Source organism: Streptomyces racemochromogenes, from assembly GCF_039535215.1.
Classification (GTDB): Bacteria; Actinomycetota; Actinomycetes; order Streptomycetales; family Streptomycetaceae; genus Streptomyces; species Streptomyces racemochromogenes.
The window spans coordinates 5835698-5855474 of record NZ_BAAAWT010000001.1 but is presented as its reverse complement, the minus strand read 5'-3'; the positions used below and the strand labels follow the sequence as shown (position 1 = coordinate 5855474).

General features: G+C 70.6%; 22 protein-coding genes. 5 read left to right on the top strand and 17 right to left on the bottom strand.

Features of this window, described 5'->3' with window-relative positions:
- Positions 1-14: 14 nt before the first annotated feature.
- From ABD973_RS26995 to ABD973_RS26915, 17 genes are all read right to left on the bottom strand, one after another.
- Positions 15-1499: an aldehyde dehydrogenase family protein gene (locus ABD973_RS26995; RefSeq protein ID WP_125600772.1), complete on the bottom strand. Its 1485-nt coding sequence runs from the start codon at positions 1497-1499 to the stop codon at positions 15-17.
- A 26-nt stretch (positions 1500-1525) separates the two neighbouring features.
- On the bottom strand, positions 1526-2266 hold the full coding sequence (locus ABD973_RS26990; RefSeq protein ID WP_125820495.1) for a type 1 glutamine amidotransferase domain-containing protein: 741 nt from the start codon (positions 2264-2266) through the stop codon (positions 1526-1528).
- A 69-nt stretch (positions 2267-2335) separates the two neighbouring features.
- Entirely contained in the window at positions 2336-3082 is a 747-nt protein-coding gene (locus tag ABD973_RS26985) for a MinD/ParA family ATP-binding protein (RefSeq protein ID WP_125820496.1), read from the bottom strand.
- A complete protein-coding gene (locus tag ABD973_RS26980; protein ID WP_345502552.1) occupies positions 3082-4341 on the bottom strand; it encodes a PP2C family protein-serine/threonine phosphatase in 1260 nt (419 codons plus the stop codon). Before ABD973_RS26980 ends, ABD973_RS26985 begins: the two co-directional genes overlap by 1 nt.
- The gene (locus tag ABD973_RS26975; RefSeq protein WP_345504754.1) at positions 4323-4781 is read right to left on the bottom strand and encodes an ATP-binding protein; all 459 of its coding nucleotides are present in this window, start codon (positions 4779-4781) and stop codon (positions 4323-4325) included. The genes ABD973_RS26980 and ABD973_RS26975 overlap by 19 nt, the downstream gene beginning before the upstream one ends.
- A 26-nt stretch (positions 4782-4807) precedes the next feature.
- Complete coding sequence (locus ABD973_RS26970) at positions 4808-5119, bottom strand: STAS domain-containing protein (protein ID WP_125595758.1); 312 nt, start codon at positions 5117-5119, stop codon at positions 4808-4810.
- Between the two features lie 25 nt (positions 5120-5144).
- Positions 5145-7289, bottom strand: a complete 2145-nt coding sequence (gene glgX, locus ABD973_RS26965; protein ID WP_345502549.1) for a glycogen debranching protein GlgX — start codon at positions 7287-7289, stop codon at positions 5145-5147.
- Positions 7286-7624 carry an STAS domain-containing protein gene (locus ABD973_RS26960; RefSeq protein WP_125595761.1) on the bottom strand — a complete coding sequence of 113 codons (339 nt, stop codon included), beginning with the start codon at positions 7622-7624 and terminating at the stop codon, positions 7286-7288. The genes glgX and ABD973_RS26960 overlap by 4 nt, the downstream gene beginning before the upstream one ends.
- A gap of 40 nt (positions 7625-7664) precedes the next feature.
- The gene (locus ABD973_RS26955) at positions 7665-9485 is read right to left on the bottom strand and encodes an AGE family epimerase/isomerase (RefSeq protein WP_125820499.1); all 1821 of its coding nucleotides are present in this window, start codon (positions 9483-9485) and stop codon (positions 7665-7667) included.
- A 1-nt stretch (position 9486) separates the two neighbouring features.
- Positions 9487-9918 carry a VOC family protein gene (locus tag ABD973_RS26950; RefSeq protein ID WP_125820500.1) on the bottom strand — a complete coding sequence of 144 codons (432 nt, stop codon included), beginning with the start codon at positions 9916-9918 and terminating at the stop codon, positions 9487-9489.
- Positions 9918-10529: a DJ-1/PfpI family protein gene (locus ABD973_RS26945; protein ID WP_345502546.1), complete on the bottom strand. Its 612-nt coding sequence runs from the start codon at positions 10527-10529 to the stop codon at positions 9918-9920. Before ABD973_RS26945 ends, ABD973_RS26950 begins: the two co-directional genes overlap by 1 nt.
- Positions 10522-12126 (bottom strand): GMC family oxidoreductase, encoded by a 1605-nt coding sequence (locus tag ABD973_RS26940; protein ID WP_125820502.1) that lies wholly within the window; start codon positions 12124-12126, stop codon positions 10522-10524. The genes ABD973_RS26945 and ABD973_RS26940 overlap by 8 nt, the downstream gene beginning before the upstream one ends.
- Before the next feature lie 13 nt (positions 12127-12139).
- Positions 12140-12511 (bottom strand): nuclear transport factor 2 family protein, encoded by a 372-nt coding sequence (locus ABD973_RS26935; RefSeq protein ID WP_125820503.1) that lies wholly within the window; start codon positions 12509-12511, stop codon positions 12140-12142.
- A 16-nt stretch (positions 12512-12527) separates the two neighbouring features.
- Positions 12528-12983, bottom strand: a complete 456-nt coding sequence (locus ABD973_RS26930; protein ID WP_125820504.1) for a nuclear transport factor 2 family protein — start codon at positions 12981-12983, stop codon at positions 12528-12530.
- Between the two features lie 12 nt (positions 12984-12995).
- Positions 12996-13427: a nuclear transport factor 2 family protein gene (locus ABD973_RS26925; RefSeq protein WP_125595779.1), complete on the bottom strand. Its 432-nt coding sequence runs from the start codon at positions 13425-13427 to the stop codon at positions 12996-12998.
- A gap of 65 nt (positions 13428-13492) precedes the next feature.
- On the bottom strand, positions 13493-15136 hold the full coding sequence (locus ABD973_RS26920) for a thiamine pyrophosphate-binding protein (RefSeq protein WP_345502541.1): 1644 nt from the start codon (positions 15134-15136) through the stop codon (positions 13493-13495).
- A 19-nt stretch (positions 15137-15155) separates the two neighbouring features.
- On the bottom strand, positions 15156-15980 hold the full coding sequence (locus ABD973_RS26915; RefSeq protein WP_125595786.1) for a type 1 glutamine amidotransferase domain-containing protein: 825 nt from the start codon (positions 15978-15980) through the stop codon (positions 15156-15158).
- Positions 15981-16257: 277 nt separating this feature from the next.
- On the opposite strand from ABD973_RS26915, the gene ABD973_RS26910 reads away from it, so the two are divergent.
- The 5 genes from ABD973_RS26910 to ABD973_RS26890 all read left to right on the top strand — a co-directional run bounded on the left by ABD973_RS26910 (position 16258) and on the right by ABD973_RS26890 (position 19699).
- Positions 16258-16530, top strand: coding sequence for a UBP-type zinc finger domain-containing protein (locus tag ABD973_RS26910; protein ID WP_125595789.1), 273 nt, complete (start codon positions 16258-16260; stop codon positions 16528-16530).
- A gap of 101 nt (positions 16531-16631) precedes the next feature.
- A complete protein-coding gene (locus ABD973_RS26905) occupies positions 16632-18269 on the top strand; it encodes an FAD-dependent oxidoreductase (protein ID WP_241253536.1) in 1638 nt (545 codons plus the stop codon).
- A gap of 55 nt (positions 18270-18324) precedes the next feature.
- Positions 18325-18816 (top strand): hypothetical protein, encoded by a 492-nt coding sequence (locus ABD973_RS26900; RefSeq protein WP_125595796.1) that lies wholly within the window; start codon positions 18325-18327, stop codon positions 18814-18816.
- 77 nt (positions 18817-18893) lie between these two features.
- A complete protein-coding gene (locus ABD973_RS26895; RefSeq protein WP_125820507.1) occupies positions 18894-19223 on the top strand; it encodes a putative quinol monooxygenase in 330 nt (109 codons plus the stop codon).
- Positions 19220-19699 carry a group II truncated hemoglobin gene (locus ABD973_RS26890; protein WP_125595802.1) on the top strand — a complete coding sequence of 160 codons (480 nt, stop codon included), beginning with the start codon at positions 19220-19222 and terminating at the stop codon, positions 19697-19699. Before ABD973_RS26895 ends, ABD973_RS26890 begins: the two co-directional genes overlap by 4 nt.
- Positions 19700-19777 lie beyond the last annotated feature (78 nt).

Below are 19777 nucleotides of genomic sequence, written 5' to 3'. Positions count from 1 at the left end.
TCGATGGTGGGGTGTCAGTCCATGCCGATCCAGACCGACTTGGTCTGGGTGTAGCTCTCCAGGGATTCCGGTCCGCACTCGCGCCCGTAGCCGGAGGCCTTGTAGCCGCCGTAGGGCACCGAGGGGTCGTACTGGTTGTAGCAGTTGACCCAGACCGTCCCGGCCTTGATCTGGGAGGCGACCCGGTGGGCCCGCCGCAGGTCCTTGGTGTGGACCCCGGCGGCGAGGCCGTACGCGCTGTCGTTGGCGATGCGTACGGCGTCCTCCTCGGTGTCGAAGGGGATGATCGACAGGACCGGGCCGAAGATCTCCTCCTGGGCGATCCGCATGCCGTTGTCGACGCCGGTGAAGACGGTGGGCAGGAAGTACAGGCCCTGGCTGGAGGCCCCTTCGGGGGTCCAGCCGGTGCCTCCGGTGCGCAGCAGGGCGCCTTCCTTCTCGCCGACCTCGATGTAGGAGCTGACCTTGTCGAACTGGGCGCGGTGGGCGAGCGGGCCGAAGAGGGTCTCGGGGTCGCGCGGGTCGCCGGGCTTGAGGGCGGCGGCCCGGCGGACCAGGCGTTCGACCAGCTCGTCGTGGACGGGGCGCTGGAGCAGGAGGCGGGAGCCGGCGGTGCAGATCTCGCCCTTGTTGTAGTAGATGCCGAAGAAGGCGAGCTCCTCGGCGGCGTCGAGGTCGGCGTCGGCGAAGACGATGTTGGCGGACTTGCCGCCGAGTTCCATCGTGACCTTCTTCAGGGTGCCCGCGGACTTGCGGATGATCGACTGGCCGACCGCGGTGGAGCCGGTGAAGGCGATCTTGTCGATGCCGGGGTGGCCGGTGAGGGTTTCCCCCAGCTCGACTCCGGGACCGGTGACGACGTTGAGGACGCCGTCGGGGATCTCCGCTTCCTGGAAGAGCTCGGCGATCTTCAGGGCGGTGAGCGGGGTGGCCGGGGAGGGTTTGTGGACGACCGTGTTCCCGGCCGCGAGGGCCGGGGCGATCTTGGTCATGGAGAGCAGGAGCGGGAAGTTGAAGGGGGTGATGGCGCAGACCACGCCGAGGGGTTCGCGCAGGGTGTAGGCGAGCTGTCCGCCGGCGGGTGCCCGGGAGGAGCCGTCGACCCGGGTGACCGCGCCGGCGTAGTAGTGCATCAGCTGGGCGGCCATGGGTGCGTCGACGGTGCTGGAGAAGGCGAACGGCTTGCCCATGTCCACCGTCTCCAGCAGGGCTATCTCCTCCAGGTCCCGTTCGATCAGCTCACCGACGCGGTTCAGCCGCAGCGCGCGCTCCTGGGCGGACAGCCGGCTCCACGGGCCTTCCTCGTAGGCCGCGCGGGCGGCCGCGACGGCGGCGTCCGCGTCGGTCGCGGCGGCCTGGGCGACCGGCACGACCTCCTGGCCGTCGATCGGGCTGATGTCCGGTTCCGTACGGCCGTCCCGGGCGGGGACCCATTGGCCGCCGATGAACAGCTTCCCGGGGTTGGCCAGGGGGTGGTCGCTGAGCACGCGCTTGGTCATGGCTGCACCTTCCGGTGTGGCGGGGGCTAGCCCTCGGCGAGCTGCCGCAAGAAGGTCTCGGCGAGGGCCTTGGAGGAGTAGGGGTTCTGACCGGTCGTGAGCCTGCGGTCCACGACGACGTGCGAGTCCCAGATCGCGTCGGCCTTCTCGTACCGGGCGCCGAGTCTGGTCAGCTCGGCCTCCAGGATCAGCGGGAGCCGGCCGGCCATGTTGGTGACCAGTTCCTCGTCGTGCGAGAAGGCCGTCATGCGGTATCCCTCGAAGGGCCAGTGGCCCTCGCCGTCCCGCAGGGACAGCAGTGCGGTGTGCCCGTGGCAGACGGTGGCGATCGGCTTGTCCTGGCCGATGGCCCAGCGCAGCAGCTGCGCCAGTTCGTCGGACTTGGGTAGGTCGCCGATGGCTCCGTGGCCGCCGCTGATGTAGATGCCGTCGTACTCGGCGACGTCCTTCTCGCCGAGGGACTCGACCGCGAGGGGGTTCTTCAGCTGGGGGGCCTGCTCGATGACGCGGACGTACTCGGCGGCGTTGGCCGCGTCCTCGTCCGGGGAGCCCTCGGGGCGGACCCACCTCAGGAAGTCGGGGTCGATGCTGGTCTGGTCGACCGTGGGGACCCGGCCGCCGATCGTCGCCACGTCGACGGTGTGTCCGGCCGATCGGAAGAGGGTGTAGGGAACGGCGAATTCCTCGGCCCAGAATCCCGAGGGGTGCTGTTCCCCGTCCAGCAGGTGGAGGGTGGCCTTCGCCGTCACGACGACGAGAATCCTCATGATTCTCTCCTTGTTCTGGATCGCTGCCGATTCAACACGCCCCTTCGCGAGGGGCGTAAGAGGACTGCGTCAGGCCCGCGATACTTCGTCACGTGCGCCCAACGCGGTGAGGATCGTGCGGAATTCACCGACCAGGGGGTGGTCGGGAAGGGCTTCCGCGAATATGCGCTCTCCGTAGAGGGCCGCCATTTCCGGAACGTACGGGAGAATTCCGGCCAGGGGGGCGCCGTATACCTCCTCGGCCCTGCGGGCCACTTCCCGCCGGTCCACGCCCTCGGGTGCCATGCTCAGCACCAGGGCCCGCCGGCAGGCCAGCCGCCCGGCCAGGGCGATGGTCTCCTCCGCTCCGGAGAGGTCGACCCGGTCGGCCCTTGCCATGATCATTACGATGTCGGCGCTGCCCATGGCGGTCACCGACTCGTTGTTGAGCCCGGCGTGCGTGTCGAGCAGCAGGAAGTCGAGCGCGTGGCTCTCCGCCAGCCGGTCGAACCCCTCCGGGAGCAGTCCCACGTCGTACCCTGTGGTCATGAGCTCCCGCAGGGCCGCCGTCCCGGTCCGGGCCGGTACGACGTACAGCCCGGGCACGGCGGTGTCCCGGGCCGCGGTCTCGATCTCGCAGCGGCCGAGCAGGTAGTCGGCCAGCGAGCCGGTGCCGGGACCCAGCCGGAACAGCTGGTCCAGGGTGGGTGACTGGAGGTCGGTGTCGACCATCCCCACCCGGCGCCCCGCGGCCGCCAGCAGCAGCGCGAGGTTCGCCAGCACCGCGGACTTGCCGGTGCCGCCGCGGTGCGAGTGCACCACGATGGTCCGGGTCATCACGCCACCACCCGGTAGCCGGTGTCGTCCGCGTGCGGCCCCCGCGCCGCACGCGGCCGGTGCACGGCCAGCATGGTGACGTCGTCGTGCTGTTCGGCGGTGCCGGTGTGCTCGCGCACCGCCCGGTCCATCAGGTCGACCGCGTCCCGGCCGCTCGCCGGGGGGCCGGCGAGCAGTTCCAGCATCCTCTCGTCACCGAGGAAGCTGCCGTCGGGGCAGCGGGCCTCGGGTACTCCGTCGGTGAACACGAAGAGGGTGTCGCCCGGGTTCAACTGGGCGTAGCCGAGGGTGTAGACGCAGTCGGGCAGCACCCCGACCGCGGGTCCCGTGACGTCCAGGGCCCGGGGCACGGAGCCGTCGCCGGAGAGGAGCAGGGGCGGGTTGTGGCCGCCGTTGATGTAGACGAGGCTGCCGGTCAGCGGGTCCAGGACGCCGAAGAACAGGGTGGCGAAGTAGCCCTGCCGCAGGTGGTTGCGGGTGAGGTAGCCGTTGGTGGCGGTGACCGCGTTGAGCAGCGGGGTGGCGCCGACGACCGGGGTGCGGCGGCTGCCGCCGGTGCGGCCGGCGGCCATCAGGTGCTGGAGTCCGCTGTTCTCGGCGGTGTGGCGCAGCAGGGAGCGGATGAGGGCCATGAACAGGGCGGCGCCGACTCCCTTGTCGCAGACGTCGGCGACGACCACGGCGAGGCGCCGGCCCCGGGACAGCTCGAAGACGTCGTAGAAGTCCCCGGCGACCTGCCGGGCCGGCCGGAAGCGGACGTCGATCTCCCAGCCGTCGGGTACGGGCAGGGCCTCGGGCAGGAAGCCGGCCTGGATCTCGCGGCCGATCTCCAGCTCCTTCTCGTACCCCATGAGTTCGGCGCGGGCGTCGGCCTCGCGCAGGGTGCGGCCGAGTCCGGCCCGTTCGCTGCAGCTGTGCACCCGGGCTCCGACGAGGGCGGGCAGGAAGGGCGGGACGAGGTAGTCGTGACCGAGGCGGACGTGCCGCTCCAGGGCGGCGAAGTCCCGGACGGTCCAGACGACGACGATGGGCGCGCCGGCCCAGCGCCGCAGCCGGCGCACCGCGCTGCGTACGGCCTCCCCGTCGGCTTCGGCCGGGGCGAGCAGCACGTCCGCGGCGGGCAGCAGTTCGAGGCGGCCGCGCAGGAGTTCCCCCAGGGTGCGGGGGACGAGCTCGGCGTCCATCCGCCGCAGCGCGTCCAGCAGTTCGATGGGCGGCGGCGGGTACACGTCCAGGATGATCACGGTCGTGGAGGGCATGCGTCCGTCCCCTCATCGGCCTTCACGGTCAGCGTGCTGATGTTGCGGCCGTCCCTGCGGGCATAGGCGTACGAGTCCACGCTGGTCAGGGCCAGGTGGATGCCGAGGCCTCCGACCCGCCGCCGTTCCGGGGGGATCCCGGGGGCGGGGGGCAGGCGGCCGGCGACGGGGTCGAACGCGGGGGCGGTGTCCTCGATGACGATCCGCACCCCGTCGGGGCCGGCGCGGCCGCGGACGGTGATCCGTCCGCCGCCGCCCCGGTACCCGTGCATCACGATGTTGGTGGCCAGCTCGTCCACGGCCAGCCGGATCCGGTAGGTGGCCCCCTTGCCGAGGCCCGCCCGGCCGGCCAGCCTCAGGACGAACGCGGCGATCTCGCCCAGTGCCCCCACCGTCGCGGGCACGTCCAGCACAACGGGCTTCCTCGCCAGTTCCACCATCTCAGTCACCGTTCCGCAGGTCGTGCTCAGTCATCGGAGAGGACGATGCTGCGGTCGAGCCCCGCCGTACGGATGGTCCGGGCGACGGGCTCGATGGCGCCGGTCACCTTGATGGTGACCTCGCCCCCGACCTTCTGCTGGGCGAAGACCAGGGAGCGCAGGCCGGCGCTGGCCATGTAGCCGACCCCGGCCATCCGGATCTCCACGGTGGCGGTGCCGTGCCCGGCGGCCTTCTCGATCGTCTGGTGGAACTCGGGGGCGGTCTTGGCGTCCAGCTCGCCCGTCAGTTCGATCACGGTGGTGTCGCCCTCGATGCTCAGGGACACGGAAAGCGGCATGTCAGTCTCCTTCGGTCTGGGCGGTTCAGTCGTCCCCGGGTTCGGGTCCGGTCGCGCGGCCGACCAGGATCACGACCGAGCGCGGGCCGATCAGGTACTTGCCGGCGTTGTCGAGCTCCTGTTCCGCGCCCGGCGTGCGGATGTCGTGCGGTGCCTCGGCGCCGGTGTCGGCGAACAGGTGCCAGCTGCGGCCGCCGGGCAGGGCGGGCAGTTCCAGGTCGTGCGCCTCCCAGTGGGAGTTCATGGCCACGTACACCACGTCCTGGTCGCCGGTGCCGCAGCGGGCCACCGCCAGGAGCCGGCCGTCCGCCGACCAGTCGGGCTGCCAGGCCCGCTCCCCGTGCCAGCTGATGTCGGGCAGGCCGAGGCCGTCCCGGAGCCGTCCGGTGGGGTGCGAGGTGGAGCGCAGCTCGCGGTGGTGTTTGCGGAAGGCGATCAACTGGCGCGTGAAGCGCAGCAGTTCGGCGTTCTGGTCGACCTGGTCCCAGTCGAACCAGGACAGTTCGTTGTCCTGGCAGTACGTGTTGTTGTTGCCCTGCTGGGTCCGCGCGACCTCGTCCCCGGACAGCAGCATCGGGATGCCCTGGCTGGTGAGGAGGATCGCGAGGGCGTTCTTCATCTGGCGCAGCCGCAGCGCGTTGACCTCGGGGTCGTCGGTGGGCCCCTCCACCCCGCAGTTCCAGCTGTTGTTGTCGTTGGCGCCGTCGCCGTTGCCCTCGCCGTTGGCCTCGTTGTGCTTGTCGTTGTACGAGACCAGGTCGGCCAGGCTGAAGCCGTCGTGCGCCGTCAGGAAGTTGACGGAGGCCGACGTCCCCCGGCTGGAGTAGAGGTCGGGCGAGCCCGCGATCCGGGTGGCCAGCTCGCCCGTGACACCGGGGTCGCCCTTGAGGAAGCGGCGGACGGTGTCGCGGTACTTCCCGTTCCACTCGGCCCAGCGCCCGTACGCCGGGAAGTTGCCGACCTCGTAGAGGCCGCCGGCGTCCCAGGCCTCGGCGATGAGCTTGGTGTGCCGCAGCACCGGGTCGAAGGCCAGCATCTCCAGCAGCGGCGGGTTGGGCAGCGGGGTGCCGTCCAGGTCCCGGCCGAGGATCGCCGCGAGGTCGAAGCGGAAGCCGTCGATGTGGTAGTCGGCGACCCAGTGGCGCAGGCAGTCCAGGACGTAGTTGCGGACCACGGGGTGGTTGCAGTTGACCGTGTTGCCGGTGCCGCTGAAGTTGAAGTAGTACCCCTCGGGCGTGAGCATGTAGTACGTGGCGTTGTCCAGGCCCTTGAAGGAGATGGTGGGGCCCTGCTCGTTGCCCTCGGCGGTGTGGTTGAAGACGACGTCGAGGATGACCTCGATGCCGGCCGCGTGCAGGTCCTTGATCAGGGTGCGGAACTCGTCGCCCTGCATCCCGTAGCGTCCGGTGGCCGCGTAGCCGGCCTTCGGCGCGAAGAAGGAGACGGTGTTGTAGCCCCAGTAGTCGTAGAGCTTCTCGCCGGTCTCCGGGTTGCTGCGCGGGTTGTCGCTCTCGTCGAACTCGAAGACGGGCAGCAGCTCGATGCAGTTGATCCCGAGCTCCTTCAGGTACGGGATCTTCTCCCGCAGCCCCGCGAACGTGCCGGGGGCCGTGACCTGCGAGGAGGGGTGCCGGGTGAAGCCGCGCACGTGGGTCTCGTACACGACGAGGTCCTCGGCGGGGATCCGCAGCGGGGTGTCGTCGCCCCAGTCGAAGTCCTGGAGGCAGACCCGCGAGCGGTACTGGTAGCCGCGGCTGCGGTCCGGTTCCACGCCCCACACGTCACGGCCGGCGATCAGCCGGGCGTAGGGGTCGGAGAGGACCTGCCGGGCGTCGAAGCGGTGGCCGCTGGCCGGGTCGTAGGGGCCGTCGGCCCGGTACCCGTACTCGATGTTCTCGTGGTCGAGGCCGAAGACCGTCATGGCGAAGACGCTGCCGGTGCGGAACTCCTCGGGGAATTCCAGCTCGGCCATCGGCTCGGGCTCTCCGCGCTTGTAGATGACCAGCGTCATGGAGGTCGCCTGGTCGGAGAAGACGGAGAAACTGACCCCGCCGGGGACCACGTTGGCCCCGAAGGGGAACGGCTTGCCCGCGCGGACGCGGTACCCGCCCACCTCGTGGGTCGGGTACGCGTCCACGCGCAGCACCTGATCGGAACGGGCCTCGCTCATCGCGCTGCCCTGGCCCTGGTCGCGGCCGCCTCGCCGGTCTCGAAGAAGTCGAGGAACCCGGTGGCCGACATGACGAACCGGACTTCCTCGCTCACCCCGTACAGGGTGACCGCGACCCCGGCGTGCTGCGCCTCGCGGTAGACGACGAGCAGCGTGCGCAGCCCGGCGCTGGAGACGTAGGTGACGGCGGTCAGGTCGATCCGCAGCGGCCGGCCCTCGCGGACCAGCGGCAGCAGGGACTCCAGCAGGGTGCCGGAGGTCTCGCTGTTGATCTCTCCGGTCGCGACGAGCACGGTGGCCGTCTTGTTCCGGCGTTCCTTCACGTTCAGACTCATTGCCTGCTTTCCCCTCTTGTTGGGGCGCCCCCCGTGGGCACTACTGCTTCACCGGCCGGAGCCGGACCTTGACCTTGACCCGGCCCTGGACGTCGGGGAGGTGGACGGTCAGCGCCTCGGCGTCGAACTCCTCGTAGGGCTTCTCGTCGATCTCCACGGACGCGATCCGCACCGAGCCCGCGGGCAGCAGGTCGGGCGAGACGCGCAGGATCCGGTCGGGCAGGTCGGTCGGGTCGGGCTGGAAGTGGAAGTCCATCTCCCGGCCGTTGATGAGAAGGTTGTTGTAGACGGCGGCCAGGTAGCAGAGCTCCGCCGAGTGGTACATGGACATCGAGTGGCTGCCCTTGAGCCGCTCCGTGCCGAGCAGGTACGGCGTACCGCTGGCGAGCACGTTGAAGTAGACCGCTCCCTCGTCGTGGTCGAGGAAGAAGGTGTTGTAGAAGGCCTGGGCCTGCCGCGCCTCGCGCAGGTTCGCGTCGCCGCCGACCGTGCCGTTCAGGATGAGGTAGGCGAGGATCGCCTGCTCCTGCTGCCACCACGCCTTGCGGTCGTGCCAGGCGAACCGGTACGCCTCCTGGTCGCCCTCCTTCACCCGCTCCACGACGTCGTACCAGCCGCCGCGCTGCCGGTCGCTGCCCACGGCCGGCATGATCTCGCCGATCTTCCGGGCGAGCTGCTCGTAGGCGGGCTTGGCCTTCAGCGAGTTCATCCGCATCAGGTTCCAGGCGATCTTCAGGTTGTGGCCGACGACCGCGCGGTTCTGCTGCCAGCTGTGCGCGGTGTCGTGCGACCAGTCGCGGAAGAAGCGCTCCTGGACGAACGGGCTGTTCTTGTAGTCCGGGAAGCGGTCCGCGATGGTGTCGAAGGTGTACTCCAGGAAGTCGGCGTACCTCTGCTCGCCGGTCGCCAGGTACAGGTTGATGAGGTACGCGGGCGCGTGGTCGCCGACCGAGTTCCAGTTCTTGCGCTCGGCGTTCTCGCCGAGGGACTCGTGGTCGGCGCTGAACAGGATCGGGTCGATGTGCGAGTAGTAGCCGCCCTGCTCCTCGTCCTTGAAGAACTTGTCGAAGAGCCGGATGGTGGCGTCCGCGTCGTTCTTGATCCGGACGTCGCCGGTGATCCGGTAGGTCTGGACGGGGCCGGCCAGCGCGTAGATCTGCTCGTACATCGGGATCGCGTCGTAGTCGTCGGAGAACTCCGAGGTGAAGAGCTTGCGCTCGCTGTCACCGTCGACGCTGATGCCGTGGTACCAGAAGACCACGTCCTCCTCGCTGTCGACGACCCGCATGTGCTTGCGCAGGTACTCGGTGCCGCGCTCGGCGATCTCCAGGTACTCGTCCTTGCCGGTGAGCAGGTAGGCCGAGGCCATGCCGTAGACCAGGCGGGAGATGGTGTCGGTCTCCTGGACGTGGCTGGCGGTCTTGTCGCCGCCGAGGCGGACCTCGGTGCGGTACTCGGTGAAGTCCACCGGTCCGTCGCCGAACTGCGCGCGCTTGTAGAAGTCGGCCAGCGACTCGATCTGCCGGATCCACCAGCCGGCCTCCTCGAAGCGGTAGTCCTCGGCGCCGCGGCCCAGGAACACCAGCCGCTTGGCGTCGAAGCGCCCTCCCTGCTCGGGGTAGTGGACGCCGTAGGCGAAGAGGAACCGGCCCGGGGAGAGCATCTCGTCGACGTGCCCGGAGGCGTCGACGTACGGCTCGTCCAGGTTGCGGACCAGCTCGGCGCTGGGGCCGGAGGCGAGGGAGACCTCGAACTCGCGGTCGTCGGTGGTCTTCAGCCGCAGCAGCCGGGACGAGGAGTCGAAGCGGACGACGTAGCCCGCGATCGTGTCGGAGAAGGAGAAGGTCAGCGAGCCCGCCATGTCATGCACCGTCCTTGTCGTGTGAGCGGTCGTCCTCGTACCCCTGGCTGACCTCGACGATCACCCCGTCGGGGTCGCGCACCCAGACGGTCCGCCAGCCGCAGATGAAGTCGTCGAAGTCCAGCGGTCCCAGCGTCACCTCGGCCGCGTCGCCCAGTTCCGCGAGGAACGCGTCGACGCTGTCGGTCTGGAAGGCCAGGTGGCGTATCCGGCCCGGGGCCGGCGGACCGTCTTCGTGCGCGGTCCGGGCGGGCTCGGTGGCCGCCGCGAAGAGCTCCAGGTACGCGTCCCCCTTGCGCAGGAACACGATCCGCGACTCCCCGAGGTCGACGACCCGGGCCCGGGTGAAGCCGAAGTACCGGGTGTAGAACTCCTCGGTGGTCTTCTGGTCGGCGCAGTTGAGGCCGACGTGGGACCAGACCAGGTTCCCCATCAGGTGCTCCCCCGGCCCCGGCCCGCGGCGAGCAGTTCGATGATCCGGCGGGCGAAGAGGTGGTGGTGGGCGCCGGTGCGGCCGGTGACGAGGTCGCCGTCGACCACCACGTCCTCGTCGACGTACTGGGCGCCCATGTTGCGGACGTCGCCGATGAGGTTGTTGTGGCAGACGACCTTGCGGCCGCGGACCTTGGCCGGGATCGAGGAGGCCAGCCACATGCCGTGGCAGATGATCCCCTTGAGGACGGCCGGCTCCTCGAAGGCCCGGCGCAGGAACTCGGTCGCCGGGGCGAGGACGTCCACGTCCTCGGTGTAGCGCAGCCGGTCGGCGACCATCCCCGAGGGCACGATCAGCGCGGCGTAGCGGCGCAGCTCCTCGTCGTCCAGCGCCTCCAGGGACTTGGTCGCGGTGAAGGGCGCCCGGTACTCGTGCCCGGTGAAGGTGATGGAGTCGTTGCCCCACAGCCGGGTCAGGAAGTCGACCTCGGCCCCTTCCTCGGCGAACCGCCGCTGGTAGTAGAAGATCTCCGGTTCGTAGAAGTCGCTCTCGACCAGGACCGCGATCCTGGTCCCGGTCAGCGCCCCCTCGCGCAGGACCACGTCAGGCACGGGAGATCCCCCTCAGGAAGTCCGCCGCGCGCTCGGCGATCATCGCGATGGCGGTGTGGCAGTTGCCCGACGGGACGGCGGGCATCACGCTGGCGTCGACGACGCGCAGGTTCCGTACGCCGTGCACCCGCAGTTCGGGGTCGACGACGGCGAGGTCGTCGACGCCCATGCGGCAGGAGCCGGCCTGGTGGTGGTAGCTCTCGGACTTCTGCCGGACGAAGGTCCGCAGCTCCTCGTCGGAGACGAAGCCCGGTCCGGGCTGGAGCTCCTGCTTGTACCAGGGCGAGAAGGCGGAGGTGGCGAAGAGCTCCCGGGCGAGTTTGACGCCCTGCACCATCCGTTCCAGGTCCCAGCGGTCGCCCAGGTAGTTCGGGTGGATCAGCGGGTGGGCCAGCGGGTCGGCGCTCGCGAGCCTGATCCAGCCGCGCGAGACCGGGCGTACGACGCCGGGCAGGATGGAGACGGTGTTCGGGTGGTCCTTGCCGACGATCACGTCGAACGGGACGTGGACGAAGGCGATCTGGAGGTCCGGGGCGGGCAGTCCGGGCCGGGAGGACAGGAACAGGGCGCTCTCGGAGAGGTTCTGCGCGGGAGGCGGGAGTTCCTGGGTGACCTCGGCCATCAGCCCGGTCAGGACGTGGTTGTGGAAGTTCTCCCCGACCCCGGGGACGGCTGCCGTGACGGCGATGCCGTGCTCGCGCAGCCGCTCGGGGTGCCCGATGCCGGAGAGCAGCAGCAGCTTCGGGGACTCGATGGCCCCGGCGGCGACGATCACCTCGCGCCGGGCCCGTACGGTGTGGAGTCCGGGGGCCGCGGCGGTGCTGTGGCCGTCGCGGACGGTGCGGCCAGGGACGTCGGCGGGGGCCTGGAGCTGGGCGTACTCGACGCCCGTGCAGGTGTCCCCCTCGAAGAGCAGCCGGGTGGACTGGGCGCTGGTGCGCAGGGTCAGGTTGGGGCGGCCGAGCGCCGGCTCCAGGTAGGCGGCCAGGGTGCCCTGGCGGCGGCCGTCGGCGACGTCGATGTGGTGCCAGCCGGTGCCGAAGAGGCCGCGCCGGGGGCCGTCGGTGTTGAAGTCGGCTATCTCCTGGTGGCCCAGTTCGACGGCGGCGTCGATGAAGGCGCGGGAGACCGGGTTGGGCCCGTGCCGTCCGGCGTGGGTGATCCGCTGCGGCCCGGTCGTGCCGGTGGTGGCCGCGGTGGCGTCCTCCTGGCCCTCCAGCAGGGCGAAGTAGGGCAGGACGTCCTCGTACGCCCAGCCGGCCGCGCCCTGGTAGGCCCAGTTGTCGAAGTCCGAGGCGTGGCCCCGGATGTGCATCATGATGTAGAGGTTGCTGCTGCCGCCGGGGGCCTTGCCGCGCGGTTCGTACGTGCGGCGGCCGCCGAGGCCCGGCTGCGGGACGCTGGTGTAGCCCCAGTCGACGGGCCCGCCGAGCAGCTTGTACCAGGAGGACGGGTCGTCCACCTCGGGCGGGATGCGGGGACCGCCGGCCTCCAGGACCAGGACGGAGACGTCCGGGTCCTCGGAGAGGCGGTTCGCGAGGACGCTGCCGGCGGTGCCGGAGCCGACGATCACGTAGTCGTACTGTTCCGTGGCCACTATTCCGGTCCCCTCAGCCCTGGCTCAGCACCTGGAAGGGGGCGGTGTCGTGGTAGTTCGCCATGTAGGCGATCCGTCCGTCCACGATCTCGAAGTAGTTCATCACCTCGGCCTCGATGGCCTCGCCGGAGGCGCTGACGGCGCTGAGGTGGGAGACGGCCGCGGCCTTGGTCCCGTCGACCAGGAAGTGCACGGGCTCGTTGCGGAAGACCCGGTACATGGTCCCCATGCCCTTCATCATCGAGCGCAGGGTCTCCAGGCCCTCGATGTGTCCGGCGAGCTGCTCGTCCATGACCTGGTCGTCGGCGAACAGGTCGCACCAGCGGTCCCAGTCCCCGGCGTTGGCGTACTGGTAGTACTTGGTCAGGATCTCTCGGGCGTCCATCGCGTCTCTCATCCCCCTATCGGTCCCTGCGGGTGCCGTCCGGCGCGAACGGTGCCCAGAACTGGCTGAAGGCGGCCGCCGTGTCCCCGAAGAGCCCGTCGCGGCCCTCGGTGATCCGGCCGTCCCGCCACCGCATGAAGTGGAAGACCTGGTAGTCCATCCGCTCGTACGGGGAGGCGCTCGCCGGGTCGGCGCCGTCGCGCAGGGCCACGTTGCGGCACACGTCGGCGCTGCAGTCCTCCCCGACGAGGACCGCCTCCAGGTCCATCCGGAAGGTGCCGCCGGTGAGCTTGTGGGTCTGGCCCATCAGCTCCAGGAAGGCGTCCAGGCCCTCGTACCAGCCGGCCAGCGGGTGGTTGCCCGGCACCAGCCAGCGCAGGTCCTCGGAGTAGTGCTCCAGGATCCGCGCGCGGTCGCCGGAACCCAGGGCCCGGTAGGCGGACTCGACCTGCTCCCGTGTCACTCCCGTCATCGCCGCCGCCCCTCAGAGCGAGCCCGAACCGGGCATCGGCGCCAGTTCGTTGACGGTGTACTGCTTGATCAGCGGGCCGTCGTCGCCGGCGACGAGCGTCCAGGTCTGGTCGGCGTCGAAGCCCAGCCACTGGCTGCGGGCGGCCGGCGGGTCCCAGATCTTGGCCTGCCAGTTGACGAGGACCCGGACGATGGCGCGGTCGCCCTCGATGACGGGCTCCACCTTGGTGACCGTGTGCACCTCGTCGAAGAACCGGTGGGTGACGGCGTCGTACCAGCGGCCGAAGCCCTGGTGCCCGAGGAAGGTGTCCTCGGGGACCTTGAACTCCAGGTCCTCGGTGATGAGGGCGAGGACCTGCTCCAGCGGGAGGTGCCGGTCCAGGGCCACGTACCAGTTCTCGGCGAAGGCGCGGATCGCGTCCTCGGTCAGCCGCTCGGCGGGCATGCGGTCTCCTCCTGTCCGTCGGTGTGTCGCGTGGTGTGCCCGGCCGGGCCGGGTGCGGGCACTGCTCAGACCTGGACGTCGACCAGGTACGGGCCGGGGTGGGCCAGCATCCGGGTGACCGCGGCCGCGGCCTCGTCGGGCTTCTCCACCCGGGTCCCCTCGGCGCCCAGTGCCCGGGCCAGCCCGGCGAAGTCGATCTCTGGGTGGGAGAGGTCGAAGGAGCCCGGGAAGGCGTGCTCCGCGATGTCCCGCTCCCGCCAGTACTGGGCGATGTTGTCGTCGAGCAGCCGGTACTTGCGGTTGTTGCAGACCACGAACTTGGCGGCGATGCCGTGCCGGACGGCCGTCCACAGCGCCTGGTAGGTGTACATCGAGCCGCCGTCGCCCGCGAAGCCGACGACGAGCCGGTCCGGGTGGGCGAGCTTGGCGCCGACCGCCCCCGGGAAGCCGACGCCGAGGGATCCGCCGCGGGTGAGGTGGTAGTCGCCGGGGCGTTCGGGCGGCAGGTGGCGGGTGACCAGCGGGGAGGTGGTGAGCGCTTCGTCGAAGACGATCAGGTCCCCGCGGGTGCGTTCGGCGAGCGTCCGCAGGAAGACGGCCATCGGCGTGTCGTCGTCCGTCCGCTCCAGCGCGGCCCGGGCCCGCTCGCGGGTCCGCACCTCCAGCCGTGCGGCGGCCGCCGCCCGCCGGGCCGGGGTCAGCCGCTGTTCCAGTACGCCGGCCAGGGCGCGCAGCGCGTGCCGCGGGTCGGCGGCCAGGCCCAGGTCCGCGGGGTGGTTCTTGGCGATCTCGTAGGCGTTGAGGTCGATGTGGACGACCTTGGCGCCGGGCCGGAAGGGGTTCTCCAGTTCGGGGAACACCTCGGGGAAGACGTAGGTGCCGACGATCAGCACCCCGTCCGCCCGCCCGATGAGCTCCTTGCTGTGCGGGCCGAACATGTGGCCGGTCTGGCCGCGGCGCAGCGGGTGCGAGGCGGCGATGTTCACCTCGGACGAGTCGACCTCGTACACGTCGGCGCCCAGCAGCTCGGCGACGGCGGCGAGTTCGGCCTGCGCCCCGGAGAGCGCGACCCCGTCCCCGACGAGGACCACCGGGTGCTCGGCCCCGGCGAGCAGCTCGGCCGCCCGTCCGACGGAGGCCGGGGAGGGCGCCACGTCGGTGAGCGGCACCGTGGCGGGCAGGACGGGCTCGGAGTTGAGCTCGTCCAGCACGTCCATCGGCAGGGCCACGAACACCGGCCCGCGCGGCGGGGTCAGGGCGATCTTGACGGCCCGCCGGATCGTGCGGAGCACGGACCGGGGGTCGGTGACGCGGGTCGCGTACTTGGTGACGGGTTTGGCCATGGCGACCAGGTCGCAGGCCATCTGCGCGTCCATGGCGTCGTAGCGCACCCCGGCGTCGCCGGCGACCACGACGAGCGGGGTGTGGCCGCGCAGCGACTGGTAGAGCATGCCGATGCCGTTGCCCAGCCCCACACCGGAGTGCAGCTGGAGCAGGGCCGCACCGCCGGTGGCGCGGGCATAGCCGTCGGCGATGCCCGCGGCCACGGTTTCCTGGAGGGCGAGGACGTACTGGAAGTCCGCCGCCGCGTCCACCGCGTCGAGGAATCCCTGTTCCACCGTTCCCGGATTTCCGAACATGACGTTCAGACCGTCGGCCTTGAACTGTTCGATGAGCCTTTCCCGTCCGGGAGTGGCTTCGGTATTCATCGGACTCCCCCTTTTTCCGCTACCACCCGTAACGGGTGAGACCTTCCTCCAGGACTTCCACGATCTTCTGCCCCGTGAGGTACGAGTCGGGGGTGGAGCGGCCGGTCACGAAGGGATAGTCGACTATCACCGAGAGCGGGTGGCCGAAATTCCCGTGGTAGGCACCGCGCGGGCCGGTCGCGTCGCGCAGGATGTACTCCAGCGGATACGGGGGCGGACCCATGTTGAAGTCGGTGCCGAGGAATCCGGTGCCGTCCTTGTAGTCGTACTCCTTGCAGTGGCCGGTGACGTGCTTGCCCCAGATGATGCTCTTGCGGTCGCCCCAGTCACGGGCGAAGGCGAGGCAGGCGACGCCGTAGCACTCGGCGGCGACGACCTTGCCGGCCTTCTCGAAGGCCAGGATCAGGGCGTGCACCCGCTCGTTGTTGGCGAGGTCGGCGATCGGACCGCTGCCGCCGACGATGAGGATCGCGTCGTAATCCGCGATGTCGGCGTCGAGCTTGTCCAGATCGCGGTGGTACTGCTCCAGCTTGCGCAGGTATTCCCCGTCGCTCGTGTACGGGCGTTCGGGGACCCACGCCTCGATGTCCAGCGGTGAGTCGAGCCGGTTCGACTGCTCGAACTCACGGCCCAGCCGGGCGTTCTCCTCGGTGGTCACCGAGCGGCCCAGCGGGGGGTCGACGTAGTTCGCGTCGAGACTCGGCGGAAGTGCGTGCGCGCGCTTTCCGGTCGGCGTGGCGAATACGATCTCATAGCCCCGCTCGTCGAACTTGGAAACGGGACCGATGAGTTCCTCGGACCAGTAGCCGTGTTCGGAGACAATGACCAGAATCTTTCTGCTCACAGATTCCTCCAGGCGCCGCCTGTTGTCGTTTGCGTTCCCCACACTGCGTGCGGCCGGGGCCCTCGTCAAAGGGCGTGAATGCGACTTCGTGAGGTAGCGGGCAAGGTCGTGGCACCACCTCACGTAGTCGCCCGGCGAGGTCAGGAAGTACCCGCCGGACTTCCTGACCTCGGCCGGATCGGTGAACCGTTCGGGGGTCGCCGACTTATGGTCTGGACGCGCCGTGATGGACGGGCGCGACGGGGCGTACGAATGCGCGAGGAGAGGGACGGGGACGATGACGACGGATTTGCTGTGCACACACGTCGACCAGATACGTCCGGTGAAGCCATCCGCGGAGGGCTGCGAGGAGTGCCTGCGGCTGGGCGACGGCTGGGTGCACCTGCGGATGTGCCTGAGCTGCGGCCACGTCGGATGCTGCGACTCGTCGAAGAACCGCCACGCCACCCGGCACTACAAGTCGACCGCGCACCCGGTCGCGGCCTCGCACGAGCCCGGCGAGGACTGGGCCTGGTGCTACGCCGACCAGCTGATGCTGGACCCGGCGTGAACGCGGCCCCGGAGGGCGCCGCCCCCGCCACGACCGCCGCCGCCACCGCCGGCGCGGGCACCGCCGAGCGCGCCGAGAGCCGCAAGCCCGTCATCCTGGCCGTGGACGACGACCCGCAGGTGCTGCGGGCCGTCCGCCGCGATCTGCGCAGCGCCTACGGCGACCGCTACCGGGTGCTCGGCGCCTCCTCGGCCGCCGACGCGCTGAAGATCCTGGACTCGCTCGACGAGCGCGGCCACGACCCCGCGCTGTTCCTCGTCGACCAGCGGATGCCCGACGTCACCGGGGTGGAGTTCCTGCTGGAGGCGGTCAGCCGGTTCCCGGACGCCCGCCGGGTCCTGCTCACCGCGTACGCGGAGACCGACGCGGCCATCACCGCCATCAACCGGGTACGGCTGGACTACTACCTGCTCAAGCCGTGGGACCCGCCGCACGAGCGGCTCTTCCCGGTGCTGGACGACCTGCTCTCCGACTGGCTGGCCACCTACCGGCCGGCCTACGACGGCATCATCGTCGCGGGCCACCTGGTCTCCCCCGGCACCCACGCCGTCCGGGACTTCTTCACCCGCAACGGGCAGCCGTTCCGCTTCCTGAACGTCGAGCGGGACCCCGAGGCGCTGACGGTGATCGCCGCCGCGCAGGCCGACGCGGCGCTCCCGCTGGTCCGCTTCCCGGACGGCTCGGTGCTGGCCGCCCCGACGGACACGGAACTCGCCCAGCGGCTGGGCCTGGCCACCACCGCCTCCCGCCCCCACTACGAGTGCGTCATCGTCGGCGCCGGCCCGGCCGGGCTGGCCGCCGGCGTGTACTCGGCCTCCGAGGGCCTGTCCACGCTGATGCTGGACTCCCGCGCCCCCGGCGGCCAGGCCGGCACCTCCAGCCTGATCGAGAACTACCTGGGCTTCCCCTCGGGCCTCTCCGGCGGGGACCTGACCCGCCGGGCCACCATCCAGGCCTCCCGGTTCGGCGCGGAGATCCTGCACCCCGTCGAGGTGGTCTCCCTGACCCGCGACGACCCGGCGAAGATCCTGACCCTGGCCGACGGTACGGAGATCAGCGCGGAGACGGTGCTGCTGGCCACCGGGGTCTCGTACAACCGGCTGGAGGCCCCCGGCGCGGACCGCTTCGAGGGCGCCGGCCTGTACTACGGCGCGGCGACCACCGAGAGCTCGGCCTGCATCTCCCAGCACGTGTTCATCGTGGGCGGGGCCAACTCGGCCGGGCAGGCGGCCGTCCACTTCGCCAAGTACGCGGCCCGGGTGACGATCCTGGTGCGCGCGGCCTCCCTGGACGCGAGCATGTCCCGCTACCTGATCGACGAGATCGACCGCACGCCCAACATCGAGGTGAAGGTCCGCACCACGGTCACCGCCCTGCACGGCGGGGAGCACCTGGAGCGGATCACCCTGCACGACGCCGACACGGGCGGGGACCGGGAGGTCCCGGCGCGGTTCATGTTCACCTTCATCGGCGCCCGCCCGCACACGGACTGGCTGGCCGGGGTGGTCGAGCGGGACGAGTACGGCTTCGTCCTCACGGGGTCCGACCTGATCGCCAACGGCGGTGAGCTCCCGGCGGAGTGGAGCCTGGAGCGCGCCCCCTACCCGCTGGAGACCAGCGTCCCCGGCGTCTTCGCGGCGGGCGACGTGCGCGCGCACTCGGTCAAGCGGGTCGCCTCGGGCGTGGGCGAGGGCGCGATGGCGGTCTCCCTGATCCACCGCTACCGCTCGATGGGCTGAGAGCGAACGCCCGGGGGCTTGCGATCACGAGGAGAGCGGATGCAACGTTGATTACATGATTACAGCCGAACAGAGCGAGAAGCTCCGCGCGTGGTTCGCCGAGCGCCTGCCGGTGGACGTCTACGAGTCACTCGTCTCGGTCACCGTCGACCGGGAGGAGATCACGGTCGTCGGAAAGGTCCCGGCGTCCGAGTCGGTCAAGGAGTTCCGCGAGCGCACCCGCGAGCAGCGGATGGAGGTGGCGCGCGAGGCGGAGGAGCTCTACCGCCGCAAGGTCGCCTGGGGCGTGCGGTCGGGTGAGGAGACGGTCCTCTTCACCCACCTCGCCGTGCCCGTCATGACCCGGCTGCGCCAGTCCGAGCGGCAGGTGCTCGACACCCTGGTCGCCGGCGGCGTGGCGCGCAGCCGGGCGGACGCCCTGGCGTGGTGCGTACGCCTCGTCGGCGACAACACCGACGCCTGGCTCACCGAGCTGCGGGACTCCCTCGACAAGGTGCGTCAGGTGCGTGCCCAGGGCCCGGACCTCCAGAAGTCTGGGTCCGAGTGACGGAAAACCTGTCCGGGTACGCATGATCCCGGAAAGGTAGCCGGGACGACCTGACACCAGGGAGAGGCACGCAACCCATGACCACCACCGTCGAGTACATCCGCTACCGGATCGCCTCGCAGGACCAGCAGGCGTTCGAGGACGCGTACGCGAGGGCCGCCGAGGCCCTGGCCGCGTCGCCCGAGTGCATCGACTACGAGCTGGCCCACAACACGGACGACAGCGAGCGGTACATCCTCCGCATCCGCTGGACCTCGGTCGACGCCCACCTCAACGGCTTCCGCAAGGGCGAGCACTTCCCGGCGTTCTTCAGCGCGATCCGCCCGTACGTGACGAACATCGAGGAGATGCAGCACTACTCCGTCACCGGCGTGGTGGGTCCGGGAAAGGCCGCCGGACAGTCATGAGCACGACTCCCACGATCTACGAGTGGATGGGCGGGGCCGAGGCCCTGGAGAGGCTCACCGACGCCTTCTACGCCCATGCGCTGCGCGACGAGGTCCTCGCCCCCGTCTTCGAGGGCATGGACTCGGAACACCCCCGGCACGTCGCGGTCTGGCTGGCCGAGGTCTTCGGCGGCCCGGCCGGCTACTCGGCGCACCACGGCGGCCACCAGCACATGGCCACCAAGCACCTGGGGCGCGGCATCACCGAGCGGCAGCGCCGCCGCTGGGTGGACCTGCTGCTGGACACGGCGGACGAGGTCGGCCTGCCCACGGACCCGGAGTTCCGGGCGGTGTTCGTCTACTACATCGAGTGGGGCACCCGGATGGCGCTGATCTACTCGGGCCCCAACCCGCCGCCGGTGGACGCGGCGAAGATCCCGGTCTGGTCCTGGGGCCAGACCCCGCCCTGGCAGCCGCAGGCGGCGAAGGCGGAGTGAGACCCGCTCGGGGGCCGGCCCGGACCGGCCCCCGAGCGGACTCGCCACGGCCACTTGGGCGGAACGGTGACGTCCCGT